The organism is Haloferax litoreum, assembly GCF_009674605.1.
Taxonomy (GTDB): domain Archaea; phylum Halobacteriota; class Halobacteria; order Halobacteriales; family Haloferacaceae; genus Haloferax; species Haloferax litoreum.
The window spans coordinates 2,880,262-2,897,929 of record NZ_WKJO01000001.1 but is presented as its reverse complement, the minus strand read 5'-3'; the positions used below and the strand labels follow the sequence as shown (position 1 = coordinate 2,897,929).

Below are 17,668 nucleotides of genomic sequence, written 5' to 3'. Positions count from 1 at the left end.
TGGGTGGTGTGCTTGGTCAGTTGGGGAGTTGCTCGGATGCGGTACGTTCGAGGGTGGTGATGTCGTCGAGGGTCTCGCGCCGACGGGCCACACGAGTGGCGTCGGCGTCGAGGACGACTTCGGGGGGTCGCGGCCGCGAGTTGTAGGTGCTCGCCATCTCGTAGCCGTAGGCCCCCGTGTTGCCGATTGCGAGTACGTCGCCGCGTTCGGGACGGGCGAGTGTTCGGTCTTCTGCGAAGACGTCGCTCGTCTCGCAGACGGGTCCTGCGATGAGTGTCGAAACCGCCTCGGCGTGGGGCCGAGAGAGGTTCGAAATCGCGTGGTACGCGTCGTACATCGCCGGTCGGAGCAAAGTCGTCATACCAGCGTCGATGCCGACGACAGTCGTCTCTGGGACCTCCTTCACGGTGTTGACCGCAGACAGGAGGACGCCAGCGTCGGCGACCACGTATCGCCCGGGTTCGATGGCGAGTTGCGCGTCGGTGTCGCCGAGTGCCTCGCGCGTCGCCTCGGCGACGGCGCCGAGGTCCAGTGGAGGTTCGTCGTCGTGGTACGGGACGCCGAACCCACCGCCGACGTCCACGAATTCGAGGTCGTCGATGGCGCGCGCGAGGTCGCCCATCCGGCGAACGAGTTCACGGTGTGCCGAGAGGTCGTCGCCCGAGATTCCACTGCCTGCGTGGGCGTGGACGCCCACGAGGTCGAAGTCGTCGCGGACGTTCTCGGCGATTCCCGGGACCCGGTCGATTGGGATGCCGAACTTCGCGTGGCCACCGGTGGTGACCTTCTCGTGGTGTCCAGCACCGATGCCGGGATTGGCTCGGAGACAGAGACGCCCGTCGAATCCGCGGTCTGCGAGGCGGCCGATGGTGTCCTCGGCACCGACGGTGACGGTCATCTCGGGGTTCTCCTCCCACCGGTCGACGACGTGGTCGAGGTCGGCGGCGGGGGGGTTGACGGCCGTGTAGCGGATTCGGTCGCCGGGGAACCCTGCGTCGAGGGCGCGTTCGACTTCGCCCGCGGAGGCGCACTCGGCGTCGAGGCCAGCGTCACGGACGGTTTCGAGGACTGCCTGACCCGTGTGGGCCTTCACAGCGTAACTGACGTGGGCCTCGGGAAACGCCTCACGGAGTCGGAGACAGTTCTCGCGGACGCGACGGAGGTCGGTCACGTACAGCGGCGACCCGAACTCGTCGGCGAGCGACAGGAGGTGCTCGCGGTCCCAGTCGGACAGTCGCCGGACGGCCGGCCCTCCGTCGCTCATTCGCGCAGTGCCTCCTCCCGACGGGTCGCGTCGAGGGTGTCGTCTTCGATGTCGAGGGCGACGACGGCGGGCTTGTACGCACCGCCGGCGAACAGGTCGTGGTCGCCGAGTGACGACTCCACGAACCGGGTGAACGCCCGGCGGTTCGCCGGGAGGTGGCCGTAGTGAATCTCCTCGTCTACGAGGTCGTAAACGGGGATGCGCGGCGTGAGAAGCGTGTTCTCACCGACGATAGAGTTCTCGCCGACGACGAACCCGGAGGTGACGCGACACCCAGCACCGAGTGCTGCGCCGTCTTCGACGACGACCGGTGCGTCCTCGACGGGTTCGAGGACACCGCCGATGAGGGTGTTCGCGCCGAGTTTCACGTCCGCGCCGATTTGGGCGCACGACCCGACGGTGTCACACGAATCGACGAGCGTACCGTCGTCGACGTACGCGCCGATGTTCACGAACGAGGGACTCATCATGATACAGTCGGAGCCGAGGTACGCACCGCGGCGGATGACGGTTCCGTCGGGCGTATTTCGAGTCCCGCGGTCGCCGAGGTCCTCGGTGTCGCGGAGCGGCAGGACGTCGTGGTAGCGAACGTCGCCGTACTCGCGGGTGAGTGTCTCGCGGAGGCCGAAGTTGAGGAGGATACCCCGCTTGACCCACTCGTTGGCCTCCCACGAGGTCACGTCGGACCCCGTCTTCTCGGCCGCGCGCACCTCGCCCGCTTCGAGGGCGGAGAGGAACGCGTCGAGCGTGTCGAGTTCGTCCACGGTCGCCGACGAGGCGTCTACGTCGCCGTCGTCGTATCGCTGCCACAGTTCTCGTACGTCGGATTCCAGACTCATTCGAGTACCTCGGTGAAGTCGTACCACCCGGCGTCGCGGCCCGAGAGCCACGCCGCGGCGTCGAGTGCGCCGGCGGCGAAGACTCCGCGCGACCCCGCGCGGTGTGTTAGTGAGAGTGACTCGTGATTTCCAGCCAGTAATACTTCGTGCTCACCGGCAATATCCCCCGCCCGACGGGCGTGGACTCCGATTTCACCCTCGGTTCTGGGTGCGTCGCCCTCGCGTCCGTGGACGCGGGGGGAATCGCCTCGTACACCATCTATGTCTTCCAAGAGGGTGAGCGCCGTTCCACTCGGTGCGTCGCGCTTGGCGTTGTGGTGCGTCTCGGTGAGTTCGATGTCGTAGCCATCGAGTGCGGGAACCGCCTCGCGGACCGCACGGCGGAGTGCCGCGATGCCGCGCGAGAAGTTCGAGGCATAGAGGACCGGAACGTCTTCGGCCGCCTCGCGGAGGGCGTCGAATCCACCCTGACTCAGGCCAGTGGTCCCCGAGACGAACGCGACGCCCGTCTCTGCACAGGCCGATGCGTACTCCACGCACGACGCTGGGCCGGTGAAGTCCACGAGAACGTCGGGATGCTCGTCGGCGAGCAGGGTCGGCAGGTCGGCGGCGTCTTCGACGGCGACACCTTCGACAGACCCGTCTGCCGAGCGACTGACTGCGAACGCGACCGCTACGTCGTCGCGGTCGGCGGCCGCGGCGAGGACTTCCTCGCCCATGCGACCCGTCGCTCCGGTGACGGCGACGCGGACCGTCACTCGGCGCTCCCTCCGTCAGTGACTGCTTGCTCGGCGGCGAGTTCGTCGAGGATGCGACGCATCTCTTCGGTGTTCTCCTCGGTGAGGCGGGTCAGCGGCGGGCGCAGACGTGCCGGCCCGTAGCCCCGAATTTCCATGGCCTCCTTGACCGGGATAGGGTTCGTCTCGACGAACAGGTGGCGGTTCAGCGGACCGAGTTCGTGGTGAATCTCGCGGGCGCGCTCGTAGTCGCCTTGCAGGGCCGAGTGGACCATCGCACCCGTGCGCGCCGGTTCGATGTTGGCCACGACGGAGATGGTTCCGATGCCGCCGACGGAGAGGACCGGGAGCGTGAGTCCGTCGTCGCCGGAGAGCACCGCGAAGTCTTCGTCTTGCGTGTACTCGACGACCTGTGAAATCTGGCCGAGGTCACCGCTGGCGGCCTTGTAGCCCGCGATGTTCGGGTGCTCCGCGAGTGTCGCGGCCGTCTCGGGGAGGATGTTGCTTCCCGTGCGTCCGGGGACGTTGTAGACGATTTGTGGCAGGTCGACTTCGTCGGCGAGAGTGCGATAGTGCTCGACGAGACCCGACTGTTCGGGCTTGTTGTAGTACGGCGAGATGAGGAGCAGTGCGTCCGCACCTGCGTCGGCGGACCGTCGCGAGAGTTCGAGCGCTTCTCTGGTCGAGTTGGACCCGGACCCGGCGATGACGGGTACGTCCTCGACAGCCTCGACGACTGCTTCGACCACTTCGACGTGTTCGTCGTGGGTCAGCGTCGCGGACTCGCCGGTCGAACCGACCGGGACGAGGCCGTCGACGCCCGCTTCTTCGAGACGGCGGGTGTCGGACTGCAGTTGCTCGAAGTCGATACTCCCGTCTTCGTCGAACGGGGTTGTCATCGCGGGGTAGACGCCGCGAAGGTCAAATGTTGTCATGTGTCGGTGTGTGGTGTGGAGACGGATGTGGTGATGTGTGGGAAACGGTCGTGGAACCGAGTGCGCGTCGTCAGGGGTTCGCCCGAGACGGGGTCGCTACTCCCGCAACGAGCGATTCAATACGCGCGTTTTTTCGAAAAGAAAGTAGCACGCGACGCTGTCGACCGTGTGGCGGTCGTCGCAGGTCGCGTGACGTCGTTCACATCGGATGCAGGTACTGGAAGCATAATATAACTTGCGTACACTGCAGGACCTGCCGTCGTGGTCCGACAGGGGAACGTCCCGGACGGTTATTAGCCCGGGGAGTGCAACCGGTGAACGAATGACAGAGATTCACCCAGGCCAACGCGTCGCGATATTGGCCGACGCACAGAACCTATACCATACCGCACAGAGCCTCTACTCACGGAACATCGACTACTCGTCGCTGTTAGAGAAAGCGACTGCGGACCGCGCACTCACTCGCGCGATTGCGTACGTCATCCGCGCGGATTCGCCGGATGAAGAGCGATTTTTTGATGCACTCATCGACATCGGTTTTGAGACGAAGATAAAAGATATCAAGACGTTCGGCGACGGGTCGAAGAAGGCGGATTGGGACCTCGGAATGGCCCTCGACGCCGTCAGCCTCGCCAATCACGTGGATACGATTGTCATCTGTTCGGGCGATGGCGACTTCGAGCGTCTCTGTTCACACTTGCGACACGAGGGCGTCCGCGTCGAAGTGATGTCGTTCAAAGAGTCCACCGCGGACGAACTCGTCGAGGCCGCAGACGCCTTCATCGACCTCTCGGAGCGTCAAGAGACGTTCCTGTTGTAACGAGACGACCTGCGGTCACTCGAACTGCGGAATCACCGCGTCGCCGTCGATATCCGGTCCGTCTGTCACCGACCGCCCGGATTCGTGCGCTTCGAAGAACGCGACGGCGTAGGTGTATTGGAACGTCGTGAGGAGCATCTGTGTCGCCAGCGATATCGTCGCGATGGCGGCGATTTCGACCGTCGAGAAGCCCAACCCACCGGGGACAGTACCGGGTGCGACGGTGCCGGCGTTCTGGACGGACTGGATGTTCTGGAACGTCTGGAAGAAGATGAACCCGGAGACGGGCGCGGAGACGAGCAATCCGGCGACGAGTTGGATGACCGAGTATCCGAGCGCGGGGACGACGTTCGCACGGACGAGTCGATAGCTTTTGCCGAACGACTCGATTGCGCCGGCGTCATCGACGACGACAGCGACTGGGAAGAACTGGATGAAGAAGTTGACGACGACGAACACCAGAAAGAGGAGTCCGAGCACAACGGCACCGACGAGGAATCCGCCACCGAGTGCCAGGTCACCGCCGCCGGCGAGTGACCCGACGCCGAGGCTGATGGCGACGATAGCGGCGACGATGACGAACGCGATACCGAACGCGATGACGATACCGAGTTCGACGATGTTGGCCAACAACAGTGGGACGTACTTCTCTCGACCCACGTCGGTCAACGTCGACAGTGTCGTCCGCGACCCGGCGTGTTCGACTGCCTCGTCGGCCATCCCGTAGATTCCGGCAGCGACGAACGGCGTGACGAAGAACGTCACCACCTGCAGCAGTGTCGGCACGAAAGGAATCTGCGCCAACTGCGAGGCGAGTTGTGGAAGGGTAACGAGACCGAGTGCAAGCCCGCCGAGGAACAACACCGGGTTCTTCCCGATGCTCCGCAGGGCCGTCTGGAGGGAACTGATAGCTGCCATACGTCAGACGTGTCGAAGCACCAATACGTAAAACAGCGGGTTCGGTCCCGGTTACGCCGTCGGCGACGACGCTCGCACGACAGTCGCGAGCGCACCGAGTGTCGCGGTGGCGGCGAGGAGGGCCGACAGACGACCGTCGAGGGCCGTCTGCGTGAGGAGGACGCTACTCGCGAGGAGCAGCACGGTCCCCACCCCGGCGAGTCGAATGTCGACTGACATACTCCGACGGCGGTCGTTCCGGTACTTAGGACTTTTCGTCTGCCCCGACCGTGCTGTAAGTTACCACGCTACCGTCCGCGACCGCGACCCACTTTAGCCGGCAGGGAGAACGACGGAGTATGACCGAAGACGATGCGGGCGACTTGGCGGACCTCAGAGTCGTCGCAGACTACCAGTTCGGGGCCGGCGCGGGCGACGCGTTGTTCCCGACCGACGAAGCAATCGACGTGTCCCGCTCTCGCAGTGGCCGCCCCCGGCAGGTGTACGTCGAGGGCGAACGTGTCACCTCCTACGGAACCGACGGTCGGTTCACACTCGGCGTGGCCGGTGGCCGACGACTTCGCTCGGGTATCGACGAGTCGGCGTACACCGTCACCGTCGGCGACGAGTCGATTCCATTCGTCCGCGATGGCAAGAACGCCTTCGCGAAGTTCGTCACCGACGTCGACCTGGCAGTCCGTTCGGGTGACGAAGTGTGCGTCGTCGGGCCCGACGGAGAACTCCTCGGCGTTGGCCGCGCGGAACTCTCCGCAGACGCGATGCTCGACTTCGAGACGGGGATGGCCGTCCGCGTCCGCGAGGGTGCAGAAAGCGACGAGTAATCGCGACGAGAGATTAGAGGTACGGCGCGAGGCCGAGTGCAGAGACTAGGGGGACGCCCGCGGCGAGTGACCCAAGGATGTATCCACCAATCGCGCCGCCGTTTAAGAGTGGGAGTCCGGCGTGGGCGCGGCCTTTCATCACGGCCCACATGAGACCGGCGAACCCGACGAACGTTCCGACCATCGCGAGGAGCGCCGGAAGGTTGAGCGCCGGAAGCGTCGCGAGACCGAGCGATGGTGCCTCCGAGAAGAACGCCGCCGAGGCGACCATCACCGTCGGCATCACGGCGTCACCGAGGCCGATAAAGAACGCGTCGCGGTCGGCGGGGTCGCGGTCTGGGTTCTCGGATTCCACATCGTCACGTTCGCCCGAACCCTCGACTGCGTTCTCACCCACGTCGTTGGCGTCTCGGGCGAAGTCTTCGTCGAGAAGCGAGTACGACCACGTCGTCGGGATGACGAGGACGACCGGAATGCGGAGGTCCATCACGCCCTCCGCGAGGTCGAGCATGTGTTTGGTCTTGTAGACGCTGATGGCGTCGTAGACGGCGAGCACCGAGAGGAGGACGAGTGCCGGCAAGAGACCGAAACTGATACCGAACAGCCCGGCGGCCCCCGCACCCATGAGTGCGCCGGCCGTGTCGATGACGTACCACTCGGGGTAGACGAGGAGTGCGATGGCGACGACTGCCGAGAGGCCGATTGCGAGGAGGCCACTGGGGAGGATTGCGGTGAAGACGTACCACGACAGCAACCCACTCGTGAACACGATGATGCCGCGAATCAACTGGTCGAGGTCGTACTTGAACGCGACGAGCATGAACGCCGTCATCCCGATGATAGCGCCGATGTACAGGAGACTGTTCGTCGGGTCCGAGGGGTCGTCGACCGTCTGATAGCCCTGTTCGAAGAACGTCGGAACGAGTGCGAGTGCACCCACCTGCACGACGAGGAAGATGAGGGCGGCGAGGGCGACCCCTCGATAGGCGCGGCGTGGCATATCCTGCCGTTTCGACCCGAGGGCTTTGGGGGTTGCGCTCTCGCCGCGCTTAGCGAGCGTAGAGTTTGCTGCCGACGAGTCGTGCCGGGTTGTCGTCGTCTGCAGTGATAGCGACGTACGGACGGTCGACAGGCCCGAACACGTCGACGATTCGGCCGACCGTCGAGAGCGACTCGTCGAGGACCATCGTGCCGATGTCGGGCGTGTCGTCGTCGTCGAGGCGGACGATAGCGAGTCCCTGCGCCGTCCGAGAGACGGTGCCGATTCGCTGCATCAGTCGCGGAGGATGCCGACGTAGGCGGCGACAGCCTGAACGATGTCGTTCTTCGTCGCGTCGTCGGCGTTGTTCACGAGGACACGGCCACGTGTCTCGAACTCACGCGGGTAGCGTTTGCCTCGTTCGATGACCGCGTCGTACCCGACCTGCTGGACCGCTTTCGCAATCTCGTCGACGGTCGGGTCTTCGACCGCTGCCGACTCGGCGACCCGCCGACCCTCGCTCCGCGAGAGAGAGGCGTCGAGGTAGGCGGGATAGATGACGTTCTCGACCATACCCGTGTCTCCGCCACCCGACGGTAATACGGTTATGGTCTCTCGGGGAGAGGGAACTGGTCTCTGGCGGACGCTTTGGGATGCACGCCGGAGTGAGTCGTAATCGGCGAAAAGACGTCGGCGACGGAGTCGAGTTCGACCGTTATCGACGACGACGGAGGAAGGCCGTGAGAACGAGTGCGACGACGGCGACAATGGGCGAAAAGCCGGGCGCGCTACTCTCGGTGGTCTGTTCCGGTGCAGTGGTCGCCGTGGTCGTCTCCGGTTCGTCTGCCGTCGTCGCAGTGGCAGTGGTCGAATCGGCCGTCGTGGTCGTCGCCGACCGGTTCTGCAGTTCCTGATATCGCTCGTAAGCGTCGGGGTGGACCGCCTTCATGATGGTCTCACTCGCGTCGATGGCGCGTGGGGCGGGTTGCTGGAGGTTGTTCGCGTCCACGACGACGACGTTGTCTTCCTGTATCGCCGTCGTGCTCTCGAAGCCAGGACCGCTCGGAATCGGCGCGTGCGATGGCACGATGATGTACTCGGGGTTCATTTCGACGACGAGTTCCTCGTTAAGTTGGCCGAACCCCGTGAAATTGGCCTCTGCGGCCCCGTTTCGAAGGCCAGCAGACGTCATCACGTCAGAGATGAACGTGTCGCCACCGGCGGCGTAGCCAAAGAACACGTTGAGACCGACAGGGTGGTCGACGCCCTCCAGTGCGCGCTCCATGTTCTCGATGGACGTTCGCATCTCGTCGGCACGTTCGATACCTGCCTCGCAGTTACCGGTGAGACGACCGATTCGTTCGACTTTGTCCGCGACGGCGTCGAGCGAGTCGCCGCTCTCGAAGACGACGACGGTGACGCCGGCCGAGCGGAGTTGTTCGACGCGGTCAGGTTCGGCGGTGTACGTCGTGTTCGGGACGAGGACGACGTCCGGTTCGAGTCCGATGACTGCCTCGACGTTGAGGCCGTTCGACCCCGAGACGTTCGCTTTCTCGCTCGCGCCGTCGAGGTACGAGGCATACTGTGAGACGCCGACGACTTGGTCTCGCGCGCCGATTTCCCACATCGTCTGGGCGGCACTCGGGTTGGTCGTGACGACGCGCTCTGGGTCCTCAGAGATGGTTACGTCGGTACCCGTGGCGTCGGTGACCGTCATCGGGAACGAACACTGTGCAGTCTGGTCTGCGGCCGCAACCGGTGCCGGAACCCCGGAAAACACGGTTACGAGTACGAGAAGTGCTGCGGTGTATCGATGGTTCACGGTATTCGCGTCGTCGATAGTTCAATAAATATTTACCTAATGAAAGCGCGGTTGTGTTCGATGAACGTTCGAACACGAGCGACCACGTGGGCACTCGGTTTGACTGCCTTGTTGGCTCTCGTCGTGGTCGTCAGCGCCGGTATCGGCCACGTCACAATTCCTCCGCGGACAGTCGCGCTCATCCTCCTCGACGCGATTCCCGTCCCGGTGGGTATCTCGCTCAGCGGTGCCGTCGTTCTCCCGATGCTCGGGGCTGTACCGGCACCGAGTGTCGAACTCGGCTCGCTGGTTTCGCTGTCGGTCCCGGAGACTGCACAAATCATCGTCGTCTCGGTTCGGCTCCCCCGGATTCTCCTCGCCGCACTCGTCGGATTCGCACTCGCCACCGCGGGCGTTGTCATGCAGGGATTCTTCCGAAATCCGATGGCCGACCCCTCTATCATCGGCGTCTCGTCGGGTGCCGCCGTCGGTGCCGTCGCGACAATCGTGCTGGGACTTTCGGTTCCCTTCGGGCTCCAAGGTGCGGCCTTCGGGTCTGCCATCGTGACCGCCTTCGTCGTCTACATGCTCGCAACGGAAGGCGGCAGGACGCCCGTTGCGACACTGTTACTGGCCGGTGTCGCGGTACAGACGTTCCTCGGTGCGGTTATCTCGTTTCTCCTCCTCCAGAGTGGCGAGAGTCTCAGACAGGTCGTCTTCTGGCTCATGGGTCACCTCTCGGGCGCGACGTGGGATGAAGTGGTGATGGTGGCGCTGGTGCTTCCGCTCCCGTTCGCCGTCTTGCTCGCACACACACGCGACCTGAACGTCCTCCTCCTCGGCGAAGAGGACGCCCACGCCCTCGGCATCGAAGTCGAGCGTACGAAGCAACTGCTCCTCGCGACGGCGAGTATCGTCACCGCGACGGCAGTCGCCGTCTCTGGCGTCATCGGGTTCGTCGGCCTCGTCGTCCCGCACATGATTCGCCTCGTCGTCGGCCCCGACCATCGCATCCTCCTCCCCGCGTCGGCGCTGACGGGCGCGTCGTTCCTCGTCGTGACCGACACTATCGCGCGGTCCGGCGCGGCAGAAGTCCCCGTCGGCGTCGTCACCGCGGCACTCGGTGCGCCGTTCTTCCTCTATCTCCTCCGGACCCGAGAGGTGCGCTCGCCATGAGCGGTCAGCGCCCGGACTCGTCTGCAGACGCGTCCGACCCGTTCTCCGCTTCAGACCCGGCGGTCGAACTCGACGACGTGTCCGTCTCGCTGGGCGGCCAACGCATCCTCGACGGTATCTCCGCCGACGTCGGCGAACTTCGGTCGTCGGGCCACCAGACCGAATCTGGCGACGGCGACGACGGAACCTTCGTTGGACTCATCGGCCCGAACGGTGCGGGGAAGACCACGCTCCTCCGCACGCTCAACGGGGCACTCACCCCCGATTCAGGTACCGTTCGCGTCGGCGGTGAGGACATCCACGCGGTGTCGTCGAAAGCGGCGAGTAGACTCGTCGCCACGGTGCCACAGACGACGAGCGTCACCTTCGATTTCCCCGTTCGCGAAGTCGTTCGAATGGGCCGGACACCGCATCGTGGTCGGTTCGACGGGTGGTCCGAGGCCGACGAGGAGGCCGTCGAAGCGGCGATGCGTCGAACGTCGGTCGAGTCCCTCGCGGACCGACCAGTGACGGAGATTAGCGGCGGTGAACGTCAGCGAGTCCTCATCGCCCGGGCATTGGCACAGGAGACGCCGGTCCTCCTCCTCGACGAACCGACCGCCAGTCTCGACATCAACCATCAGGTTCGGACGCTCGAACTCGTCGACGAACTCGTCGGCGACGGAACGACGGCGATTGCCGCGATTCACGACCTGAACCTCGCGGCCCACTACTGCGACGCCCTGATACTCGTGGCAGACGGGCGAATCCTCTCGGCCGGCGACCCCACGACGGTCCTCTCCGAATCGAACCTTCGAGACGCTTTCGACGCCGAAGCAGTCGTCTCTCGACACCCCGTCACCGGGTCTGTGTACGTCACGGCCCTCCCATCTTCTTCCTCGTCGGCAGATGCGACGGGGCGCGTCCACGTCGTCGGTGGCGGCGGAACCGCCGCACGCGCCCTTCACGTCCTCTCTGCGGCAGGGTACGCACTCACCACCGGCGCACTCAACGAGGGCGACACCGACGCCGAAGCGGCACGACGGGTCGGTGCGGACCTCGTAACCGTCCCACCGTACGCACCCGTCGACGGTGCAGCACGGTCCGCCGTCGAATCGCGTATCGAGGCGGCCGACGTGACCGTCGTCGCCGACGTCGAAGTCGGGGAAGGGAACCTCCCGAACCTCGAAGCGGCGGCGGCGGCGGAGTACCTCGTCCTCGTCGAAGAACGTCCCTTCTCGGAGCGAAACTACGCCGGCGACGACGGGTGCGCCGTCTACGAACGCCTCCGTGAACACGGCCACGTCGTCGAACCGAGCGAGTTGCTCTCGGTCGTCGGCGAGTTGGCGTGCGAAGCGTTCGGAGACTGACCCGACGCTGTACCACGATTTTCCCTCTGTCCTCGTCACACAGCCCTACTCGCCAGACTCGACAGAGGTTAGCCTGTCGCTGACAGTCACTACGCACTACATATTCAATACGTGAGCGTGCGTTTACTAGTTCGATTTCTGAGAGGATATCGGACATGAAACTCGCACTCATCGGGGTCGGACAGGCAGGTGGAAAAGTCGTCGACGCCCTCATCGATTACGACCGGCGGACGCGAAGTGGCTACATCGTCGACGCGATTGCAGTCAATACGGCACGTGCCGACCTGATGGGCCTGAAGTTCGTCCGGAAGGACCATCAGGTCCTCGTGGGCACGTCGCGCGTGAAAGGCCACGGCGTCGGCGCAGACAACGAACTCGGCGCAGAGGTCACAGCAGAGGACGTCGGAGACATCCTCTCGATAGTCGACGACCTGCCAGTCCACGAGATAGACGCCTTCCTCGTCGTCGCCGGCCTCGGCGGCGGAACCGGGTCGGGAGGAGCGCCCGTCGTCGCTCGCGAACTCAAGCACATCTACACCGAACCGGTCTACGGTCTGGGTATCCTCCCGGCGAGGAACGAAGGCGGCATCTACACCCTGAACGCCGCCCGGTCGCTCCAGACGTTCGTCAACGAAGTTGACAACCTCATCCTCTTCGACAACGAAGCGTGGCGTCGAACCGGTGAGTCGCTCGAATCGGGCTACAGCGACATCAACACGGAACTCGCTCGTCGGTTGGGTATCCTCTTCAGCGCCGGCGAAACCGATGGGTCGAGTGTCGTCGCCGAGTCTGTCGTCGACGCGTCCGAGATAATCAACACGCTCGCGTCCGGTGGCATCTCGACCATCGGATACGCCTCGGCCGAACTCGACAGACCCAAGAAAGGGTTCCTCGCTCGCCTCTCGAACGGGTCGCACGTCACTGAGGACGACGGTGAGTCGATGAACCGCATCACGAGTCTCGTTCGACGTGCCGCCCTCGGCCGTCTCACCCTCCCGTGTGAGATTGCAGGGACCGAGCGTGGACTCGTCGTCGTCGCCGGCCCGCCGGACGTCCTCTCGCGCCGCGGAATCGAACGCGCTCGGACGTGGCTCGAAGAAGAGACCGGGACGATGGAGATTCGCGGCGGTGACTACCCCGTCGAATCGAACTACGTGGCCGCCGTCACGCTCCTGTCCGGCGTCTACGACGTTCCGCGCGTGAAGGAACTGCAGGCAGTCGCCATCGAGACACAACGCGATATGCTCGCCAAGCGGCAGTCGAGTGCGGCCTCGCTCGAAGAACTCGTCGACACAGGCGACGACAGACTCGAACCGCTGTTCTGAGTCGTTGCAAGTCGTTTTGGGCAGGGACGGTGGGGACCTCCAGAAGAGACAGATGAATGCTACGTTTCTGGGTCGAAACGACCTGAAAGACGGGGAAGGGTCATAGTCTGTGAGTGCGAAAGTCCGAACGATGGCCGAGTACCCGCTAAAACAACGGTTCGTGCTCGATACCTCCCTTTTTCTCTCGGAGGAGATTCGTGACGACGACGAGACGTTCGAAGAGGCAGTCGCACGATTGCTCGACACGATTGCCGCCGCGCGTCTGGATTTGAACATCTCGTGTTACATGCCGCCGTCTATCGCGTCGGAACTGGAACACATCCTCCGGGAACGCGGCGTCTCGGAAGAACTCCTCGGCAAACTCGATACGTGGGTCATCAAGAAACACCCCGACCGCTACGAGGTGTACATCCCCGCCGAAATCGTCTACCGGTTCATCGACGAGATGTCTGACCGCGTCAACCGGGGACTTCGCGTCTCCGAGAAGGCCGTCCGGAAAGCCGAAGAGAGCAAACTCCGGTCCGACGGTGCGTCGAAGATGTCCGACGTTGACAAAGTCATCTCCGACCTCCGAGAGGACTACCGCGGTGCGCTCAGACAGGGTGTCCTCGACTCGCGGGAAGACTTCGACCTCCTCATCCTCGCGCGGGAACTGAATGCCGGCGTGGTGACCGAGGACACGGGAATCATCAGTTGGGCCGCCGACTTCGGCCTCCGGAACCTCCGCGGACGTGCCTTCCCGACGCTCCTCGAAGAGTATCTCATGGCGCTCGACGAACCGCACCCACAACGACGGGAAGACTGGTGACTCTCACCGTCGTCGAGTGACAAAACGACCGGCGTCGAAGCGGACTCAGCGAATCTCGTCTAAGTCGACGAACGAATCGCTGCGGGCGCTCACCCACACCGTGAGGAGTTCTTCTGGTGTCGCGCCTGTTGGGTGAATCGTACACTCTTCGCGGCCATCGTTACCAGTCACGACGCGCGACGTGAGAGAGGGTCGACCCGGAACTTCGGTGTCTTTGTCGGGCGTGTGTGCGGATTCAGAACCCATCAGTAGCCCTCCGGAATGGCGACTTCGAGGCCAGTCTCTGCGCCCAACGAGACGGTGACCGAGTCGACGTCCGACCGGTACTGGTGGGTATGCGTCCCGTTCGTGCGTAACTGGAGCGTCTCTTCGACCAGGTGTGCCTCCGAGAGGCGTTCCAGTTTCCGGTAGGTCGTCGACAGGGGGATGTCACACTCTGTGGACAGTTCCTGTGCAGTCATCGGGGAACTCACACCCTGTAAGGTCGTAAGTATCCGACGACAGGCACGGTCCGAGAGTGCATCGAGGACCTGTTCGGCGCGTGCCTCTGGGGACGCCGGTTCGAGTGGATTGCGTGTGAGTCCGGTCTGCATGCTCGTTCGTCGATTCGTTCTCCGCGTCCGTCGAAGCGTACCCCGCATATGTTGGGGCCTTTATCTCTCGCGCGACGGTGCGCGAACGCCGGGAAGTCTCGACTGGTGTCGGGACACCCCACGATATAAAGGCCCGAGATATCGGGGGTGTTTATATCAGGGGGAGCGGCGTCTGCCTAGATACATGACGAGCGCAGCGGGCATCAGAGCAGAGTTGAAAGTGACAGGGCCATCGGGGTGTCCCGTCGCTTCAGTATCCGAAAACGACAGCTCAGGATACGCGTTGTCGCGAAGCATGGCACCGAATCAGGAGGGCTCCGTCACAGAGGAGTTCGTCTTCGACAGCGACGAGGCCGTTCCAGCGGAGATGGAACGACTCTTCGACTACGGTGACGGGACCGTCTACCGATTCGCACGCGAGGGAGGCATCGGGTGCCCGTGCGAACAAATCGAGACGTTCGACTGCCCCGTCGTAGACGTGCAGACACGTGACGGCGCGTTGTTCTTGACGTTCCACGCACCTGACGTGGAGACGCTTCGCGACGTCGTCGCCTCACTCCGGAAGTCGTCGGGGTCCGTCGACGTTCGCCGACTTCTCCAGTCGTCGTCGGACGAGTCGCGTGACCTCGTGTTGGTCGAACGCGGTCAACTCACCGACAGACAGCGGGAAGTCCTGGAGATGGCACACGAGATGGGCTACTTCGACCACCCACGCCGGGCGAACAAAGGCGAAGTCGCGACGGAACTCGGCATCACCACGTCGACGTTCTCCGAGCACCTCGCGATGGCACAGAAGAAGCTCATGGGGGCCATCCTACAGGACTGACGTGAGTCCCCCGTGAATTGAGGGTACAGGTCCTCGGTTCTCGGGTGCCTAGACTTACGTGGTGAGTTCACGATGCGCGAATTCGAGGTGACGTGTCCCGAATGTGGGCAACACTATCGGGTCAACGAACCGATGTACGAGACGCTCCAGAAGACTGGGTGCGTCATGTGTAAAGCACCGGTCCACGACGGTGTGGCACCGGCGTAACACGCTCTTTCGACGACGCGGAACCGATTCGACAGTTACTCGACGAGGACGATACCGACCATCCCGAGTGTCTCGTGCGGGACGCACACGTAGCGATACTCGCCAGTCGCGTCGAAGGTGTGCTCGAAGGTGAAACCCTCCGAGGCGGTGAGTTCGGACTCGAACTCGCCTTCCCGATGCAGCACGTTGTGCGTTCCACCGTTACCGGTCCACTCCCAGACGACTGTCGTCCCAGTCGAGACTTTCACCGCGGCGGGGCCGAACGCGAACCCGCCGCCGTTGCCCTCGGCACCGACCGAGATTGTGACCTCGTCTTCTCCGGTCATGTCGTGGACGCCGTCGTAGTTCCCAGTTCGCTCGAACCACCCGTCGAACGCCGGCATCTCTCGGTCCGGTGCTGGGGAGTCGGTCGCTTCGCTGTCCCCGTCGCTTCCACCATCACCACCGGACGACCCGCTACACCCTGCGAGGAGCGCGATTCCAGAGGTGGCCGCAGTCGCGTGCAGAAATGACCGTCGAGAGAACCGTTGTGTCATCGTTCGATGGTACTGGGCATCCAACGAAGTCTAATGCTTCGATTCCCAGTCGGTGAAAACAGGCGAAACGGGCGTAACAGTCGGTTCCAAAGACGCACGCATGCCCACGGACGACGACCCGCGGAGCAAACCACGAATCGACGGAAGCCGCCAGTGGGAGGTATTCTTCCGTGAGAACGACGCCGAACCCATGCGCCACGTCGGGAGCGTGACCGCTCCGTCTATCGACCTCGCGACAGAACAGGCGCGGACACTGTTCGACTTCGCGGCGTCTGCGTTGTGGCTCTGTCCGGCGGACGAAGTCCGTCGACTCGGCGGGAACGACCTGGCTGCAAAGGGTCGTGACGATTCGGCCGGCGAGACCGACCCAGAGGTGACGCACGGATGATTTCCATCAGTAAGTTGTTGTGTGGGCAGACGGCCGAGGGTGACGGCCTTCGATACGACGACCCAGACGCCTCTATCGAGCAGATTCGCGAAGAGAAACAGAAGCGTCCGGTCGTCGTCTGGAACACGACTCGGCGCTGCAATCTCTACTGCGAACACTGTTATGCGGGTGCGGACCTCGACCCCGCACAGGGCGAACTCTCGACTGCTGAAGCGAAGGGACTCATCGACGACTTAGCCGACTACGACGTCCCCGTGCTCCTCTTTTCGGGTGGCGAACCGCTCGTCCGCGAGGACCTCGTCGAACTCGTCGATTACTGCACCGACCAGGGTGTCCGGGCAGTCCTCTCGACCAACGGGACCCTCATCACCGAAGAGAAGGCACAGGCGCTCAAAGACGCCGGCCTGTCGTACGCGGGTGTCTCCGTGGACGGCCTCCGCGAGCGAAACGACCGCTTCCGCGGGAAAGACGGGGCCTTCGACGCCGCGGTCCGAGGCATCGAAAACTCCCTCTCGGTCGGGTTGAAGACGGGACTCCGGTACACCATCACCGAACACAACGCCGCGGACATGGAGGACGTCGTGGACCTCCTGTACGACGTGGGCGTCGACCGCTTCTGCTTCTATCACCTCGACTACGGCGGACGCGGCGGCGACATCGCCGACGCCGACTTAGACGACGACGCCCAGCGACGGGCCGTCAATCGCCTCTTCGACATGACCCGCGAGTACCACGACGAGGGCGAAGAGATAGAGACGCTCCTCGTCGGCAACTACGCGGATTCCGCGTACGTCGTCGAGTACGCCGACGAAGAACTCGGCAGCGACCACGCCAAGGAGATTCACGACTACCTCCGCGTCAACGGCGGTGACCCGACTGGCGAACGCGTCGCCGACGTAGACTACCGTGGCGACGTTCACCTCACGCAGTTCTGGCAGAGTTACAGCCTCGGCAACGTCCGCGACAGGCCGTTCGGCGAGATTTGGGACGACGAGTCGAACCCGCTTCTCGCTCGCCTTCGAGAACGCGAAGAACACCTCACGGGCAAGTGTGCGACCTGCCAGTATCAGGACGTGTGTCGTGGGTCGTCACGGCTTCGTGCTATCGCTGGGTCTGGTGACCTGTTCGGGCCGGACCCGCAGTGTTACCTCACGCCCGAAGAACGCGGTGAGACGGTAGAACCTGCGGACTGAGGCGACATCCCGTCGTTTTAACTCGATTGCTGGATGTCGGAACGTCAAGACAGAGGACACATGCAGCAGAGCGTTCTCCACAGAGGACTGGTGAATTGTGCGTATAGAGGGTGAAATCGGTGGGCGTCTGGATACTGCTCCCACTCGTGTGAG

General features: G+C 63.7%; 23 protein-coding genes. 10 read left to right on the top strand and 13 right to left on the bottom strand.

The features are described 5' to 3' along the window. Window positions 1–16 precede the first annotated feature (16 nt). The 4 genes from lysA to dapA are packed head-to-tail and all read right to left on the bottom strand — an operon-like array spanning window position 17 to window position 3,775. Window positions 17–1,264 (bottom strand): diaminopimelate decarboxylase, encoded by a 1,248-nt coding sequence (lysA, locus tag GJR96_RS15000; RefSeq protein WP_151163691.1) that lies wholly within the window; start codon window positions 1,262–1,264, stop codon window positions 17–19. Continuing rightward, window positions 1,261–2,103, bottom strand: coding sequence for a 2,3,4,5-tetrahydropyridine-2,6-dicarboxylate N-succinyltransferase (locus GJR96_RS14995; RefSeq protein WP_151163689.1), 843 nt, complete (start codon window positions 2,101–2,103; stop codon window positions 1,261–1,263). The genes lysA and GJR96_RS14995 overlap by 4 nt, the downstream gene beginning before the upstream one ends. Further along, complete coding sequence (gene dapB / locus GJR96_RS14990; RefSeq protein WP_151163687.1) at window positions 2,100–2,861, bottom strand: 4-hydroxy-tetrahydrodipicolinate reductase; 762 nt, start codon at window positions 2,859–2,861, stop codon at window positions 2,100–2,102. Before dapB ends, GJR96_RS14995 begins: the two co-directional genes overlap by 4 nt. Continuing rightward, the gene (gene dapA / locus GJR96_RS14985; protein WP_151163685.1) at window positions 2,858–3,775 is read right to left on the bottom strand and encodes a 4-hydroxy-tetrahydrodipicolinate synthase; all 918 of its coding nucleotides are present in this window, start codon (window positions 3,773–3,775) and stop codon (window positions 2,858–2,860) included. Before dapA ends, dapB begins: the two co-directional genes overlap by 4 nt. A 322-nt stretch (window positions 3,776–4,097) precedes the next feature. Here dapA and GJR96_RS14980 point away from each other — a divergent pair, with 322 nt between their 5' ends. Then, a complete protein-coding gene (locus GJR96_RS14980; RefSeq protein WP_151163683.1) occupies window positions 4,098–4,595 on the top strand; it encodes a LabA-like NYN domain-containing protein in 498 nt (165 codons plus the stop codon). A gap of 15 nt (window positions 4,596–4,610) precedes the next feature. On the opposite strand, the gene GJR96_RS14975 is transcribed toward GJR96_RS14980, so the two are convergent. After that, a complete protein-coding gene (locus GJR96_RS14975) occupies window positions 4,611–5,513 on the bottom strand; it encodes a DUF7847 domain-containing protein (RefSeq protein ID WP_151163681.1) in 903 nt (300 codons plus the stop codon). A 51-nt stretch (window positions 5,514–5,564) separates the two neighbouring features. Beyond that, a complete protein-coding gene (locus tag GJR96_RS18190; protein WP_191965876.1) occupies window positions 5,565–5,732 on the bottom strand; it encodes a hypothetical protein in 168 nt (55 codons plus the stop codon). A 119-nt stretch (window positions 5,733–5,851) separates the two neighbouring features. On the opposite strand from GJR96_RS18190, the gene GJR96_RS14970 reads away from it, so the two are divergent. Beyond that, window positions 5,852–6,334: a PUA domain-containing protein gene (locus GJR96_RS14970; RefSeq protein ID WP_151163680.1), complete on the top strand. Its 483-nt coding sequence runs from the start codon at window positions 5,852–5,854 to the stop codon at window positions 6,332–6,334. Window positions 6,335–6,347: 13 nt separating this feature from the next. Here GJR96_RS14970 and GJR96_RS14965 read toward each other — a convergent pair whose 3' ends face one another. From GJR96_RS14965 to GJR96_RS14950, 4 genes are all read right to left on the bottom strand, one after another. Continuing rightward, entirely contained in the window at window positions 6,348–7,334 is a 987-nt protein-coding gene (locus GJR96_RS14965) for a presenilin family intramembrane aspartyl protease PSH (protein WP_151163678.1), read from the bottom strand. Window positions 7,335–7,383: 49 nt separating this feature from the next. After that, window positions 7,384–7,608, bottom strand: coding sequence for an H/ACA ribonucleoprotein complex subunit GAR1 (locus tag GJR96_RS14960; RefSeq protein WP_058573400.1), 225 nt, complete (start codon window positions 7,606–7,608; stop codon window positions 7,384–7,386). Next, a complete protein-coding gene (srp19, locus tag GJR96_RS14955; RefSeq protein WP_058573401.1) occupies window positions 7,608–7,886 on the bottom strand; it encodes a signal recognition particle subunit SRP19 in 279 nt (92 codons plus the stop codon). The genes GJR96_RS14960 and srp19 overlap by 1 nt, the downstream gene beginning before the upstream one ends. 142 nt (window positions 7,887–8,028) lie before the next feature. Next, a complete protein-coding gene (locus GJR96_RS14950; RefSeq protein WP_151163676.1) occupies window positions 8,029–9,135 on the bottom strand; it encodes a PGF-CTERM-anchored ABC transporter substrate-binding protein in 1,107 nt (368 codons plus the stop codon). Between the two features lie 60 nt (window positions 9,136–9,195). Here GJR96_RS14950 and btuC point away from each other — a divergent pair, with 60 nt between their 5' ends. The 4 genes from btuC to GJR96_RS14930 all read left to right on the top strand — a co-directional run bounded on the left by btuC (window position 9,196) and on the right by GJR96_RS14930 (window position 13,772). Continuing rightward, entirely contained in the window at window positions 9,196–10,290 is a 1,095-nt protein-coding gene (gene btuC, locus GJR96_RS14945; RefSeq protein ID WP_151163674.1) for a vitamin B12 ABC transporter permease BtuC, read from the top strand. Then, on the top strand, window positions 10,287–11,639 hold the full coding sequence (locus GJR96_RS14940) for an ATP-binding cassette domain-containing protein (RefSeq protein ID WP_151163672.1): 1,353 nt from the start codon (window positions 10,287–10,289) through the stop codon (window positions 11,637–11,639). The genes btuC and GJR96_RS14940 overlap by 4 nt, the downstream gene beginning before the upstream one ends. A gap of 155 nt (window positions 11,640–11,794) precedes the next feature. Further along, a complete protein-coding gene (locus GJR96_RS14935) occupies window positions 11,795–12,964 on the top strand; it encodes a tubulin/FtsZ family protein (protein WP_151163671.1) in 1,170 nt (389 codons plus the stop codon). 130 nt (window positions 12,965–13,094) lie between these two features. Next, complete coding sequence (locus GJR96_RS14930; RefSeq protein WP_058573409.1) at window positions 13,095–13,772, top strand: RNA ligase partner protein; 678 nt, start codon at window positions 13,095–13,097, stop codon at window positions 13,770–13,772. 45 nt (window positions 13,773–13,817) lie between these two features. On the opposite strand, the gene GJR96_RS14925 is transcribed toward GJR96_RS14930, so the two are convergent. Then, window positions 13,818–14,018 carry a DUF7511 domain-containing protein gene (locus GJR96_RS14925; protein ID WP_151163669.1) on the bottom strand — a complete coding sequence of 67 codons (201 nt, stop codon included), beginning with the start codon at window positions 14,016–14,018 and terminating at the stop codon, window positions 13,818–13,820. After that, complete coding sequence (locus GJR96_RS14920) at window positions 14,018–14,365, bottom strand: ArsR/SmtB family transcription factor (protein ID WP_151163667.1); 348 nt, start codon at window positions 14,363–14,365, stop codon at window positions 14,018–14,020. The genes GJR96_RS14925 and GJR96_RS14920 overlap by 1 nt, the downstream gene beginning before the upstream one ends. A gap of 184 nt (window positions 14,366–14,549) precedes the next feature. Here GJR96_RS14920 and GJR96_RS14915 point away from each other — a divergent pair, with 184 nt between their 5' ends. Both GJR96_RS14915 and GJR96_RS18425 read left to right on the top strand, forming a co-directional pair. Further along, a complete protein-coding gene (locus GJR96_RS14915) occupies window positions 14,550–15,191 on the top strand; it encodes a helix-turn-helix domain-containing protein (RefSeq protein WP_151163665.1) in 642 nt (213 codons plus the stop codon). A 72-nt stretch (window positions 15,192–15,263) separates the two neighbouring features. Next, window positions 15,264–15,398 carry a DUF7560 family zinc ribbon protein gene (locus tag GJR96_RS18425; protein WP_255471317.1) on the top strand — a complete coding sequence of 45 codons (135 nt, stop codon included), beginning with the start codon at window positions 15,264–15,266 and terminating at the stop codon, window positions 15,396–15,398. 35 nt (window positions 15,399–15,433) lie between these two features. On the opposite strand, the gene GJR96_RS14910 is transcribed toward GJR96_RS18425, so the two are convergent. Next, entirely contained in the window at window positions 15,434–15,934 is a 501-nt protein-coding gene (locus tag GJR96_RS14910; protein ID WP_151163663.1) for a halocyanin domain-containing protein, read from the bottom strand. Window positions 15,935–16,034: 100 nt separating this feature from the next. On the opposite strand from GJR96_RS14910, the gene GJR96_RS14905 reads away from it, so the two are divergent. Together GJR96_RS14905 and GJR96_RS14900 are read left to right on the top strand one after the other, a co-directional pair. Further along, the gene (locus tag GJR96_RS14905) at window positions 16,035–16,322 is read left to right on the top strand and encodes an Htur_1727 family rSAM-partnered candidate RiPP (protein ID WP_151163662.1); all 288 of its coding nucleotides are present in this window, start codon (window positions 16,035–16,037) and stop codon (window positions 16,320–16,322) included. Beyond that, window positions 16,319–17,515, top strand: coding sequence for a TIGR04347 family pseudo-SAM/SPASM protein (locus tag GJR96_RS14900; RefSeq protein WP_151163660.1), 1,197 nt, complete (start codon window positions 16,319–16,321; stop codon window positions 17,513–17,515). Before GJR96_RS14905 ends, GJR96_RS14900 begins: the two co-directional genes overlap by 4 nt. The last annotated feature ends 153 nt before the right edge of the window (window positions 17,516–17,668 follow it).

Bases quoted from the DNA above. Each gene is read 5' to 3' on its own strand.
- lysA (WP_151163691.1), bottom strand. From the start codon at position 1,264: ATGAGCGACGGAGGGCCGGCCGTCCGGCGACTGTCCGACTGGGACCGC.
- GJR96_RS14995 (WP_151163689.1), bottom strand. From the start codon at position 2,103: ATGAGTCTGGAATCCGACGTACGAGAACTGTGGCAGCGATACGACGAC.
- dapA (WP_151163685.1), bottom strand. From the start codon at position 3,775: ATGACAACATTTGACCTTCGCGGCGTCTACCCCGCGATGACAACCCCG.
- GJR96_RS14980 (WP_151163683.1), top strand. From the start codon at position 4,098: ATGACAGAGATTCACCCAGGCCAACGCGTCGCGATATTGGCCGACGCA.
- GJR96_RS14975 (WP_151163681.1), bottom strand. From the start codon at position 5,513: ATGGCAGCTATCAGTTCCCTCCAGACGGCCCTGCGGAGCATCGGGAAG.
- GJR96_RS18190 (WP_191965876.1), bottom strand. From the start codon at position 5,732: ATGTCAGTCGACATTCGACTCGCCGGGGTGGGGACCGTGCTGCTCCTC.
- GJR96_RS14970 (WP_151163680.1), top strand. From the start codon at position 5,852: ATGACCGAAGACGATGCGGGCGACTTGGCGGACCTCAGAGTCGTCGCA.
- GJR96_RS14965 (WP_151163678.1), bottom strand. From the start codon at position 7,334: ATGCCACGCCGCGCCTATCGAGGGGTCGCCCTCGCCGCCCTCATCTTC.
- GJR96_RS14960 (WP_058573400.1), bottom strand. From the start codon at position 7,608: ATGCAGCGAATCGGCACCGTCTCTCGGACGGCGCAGGGACTCGCTATC.
- srp19 (WP_058573401.1), bottom strand. From the start codon at position 7,886: ATGGTCGAGAACGTCATCTATCCCGCCTACCTCGACGCCTCTCTCTCG.
- btuC (WP_151163674.1), top strand. From the start codon at position 9,196: ATGAACGTTCGAACACGAGCGACCACGTGGGCACTCGGTTTGACTGCC.
- GJR96_RS14940 (WP_151163672.1), top strand. From the start codon at position 10,287: ATGAGCGGTCAGCGCCCGGACTCGTCTGCAGACGCGTCCGACCCGTTC.
- GJR96_RS14935 (WP_151163671.1), top strand. From the start codon at position 11,795: ATGAAACTCGCACTCATCGGGGTCGGACAGGCAGGTGGAAAAGTCGTC.
- GJR96_RS14930 (WP_058573409.1), top strand. From the start codon at position 13,095: ATGGCCGAGTACCCGCTAAAACAACGGTTCGTGCTCGATACCTCCCTT.
- GJR96_RS14925 (WP_151163669.1), bottom strand. From the start codon at position 14,018: ATGGGTTCTGAATCCGCACACACGCCCGACAAAGACACCGAAGTTCCG.
- GJR96_RS14920 (WP_151163667.1), bottom strand. From the start codon at position 14,365: ATGCAGACCGGACTCACACGCAATCCACTCGAACCGGCGTCCCCAGAG.
- GJR96_RS14915 (WP_151163665.1), top strand. From the start codon at position 14,550: ATGACGAGCGCAGCGGGCATCAGAGCAGAGTTGAAAGTGACAGGGCCA.
- GJR96_RS18425 (WP_255471317.1), top strand. From the start codon at position 15,264: ATGCGCGAATTCGAGGTGACGTGTCCCGAATGTGGGCAACACTATCGG.
- GJR96_RS14910 (WP_151163663.1), bottom strand. From the start codon at position 15,934: ATGACACAACGGTTCTCTCGACGGTCATTTCTGCACGCGACTGCGGCC.
- GJR96_RS14905 (WP_151163662.1), top strand. From the start codon at position 16,035: ATGCCCACGGACGACGACCCGCGGAGCAAACCACGAATCGACGGAAGC.
- GJR96_RS14900 (WP_151163660.1), top strand. From the start codon at position 16,319: ATGATTTCCATCAGTAAGTTGTTGTGTGGGCAGACGGCCGAGGGTGAC.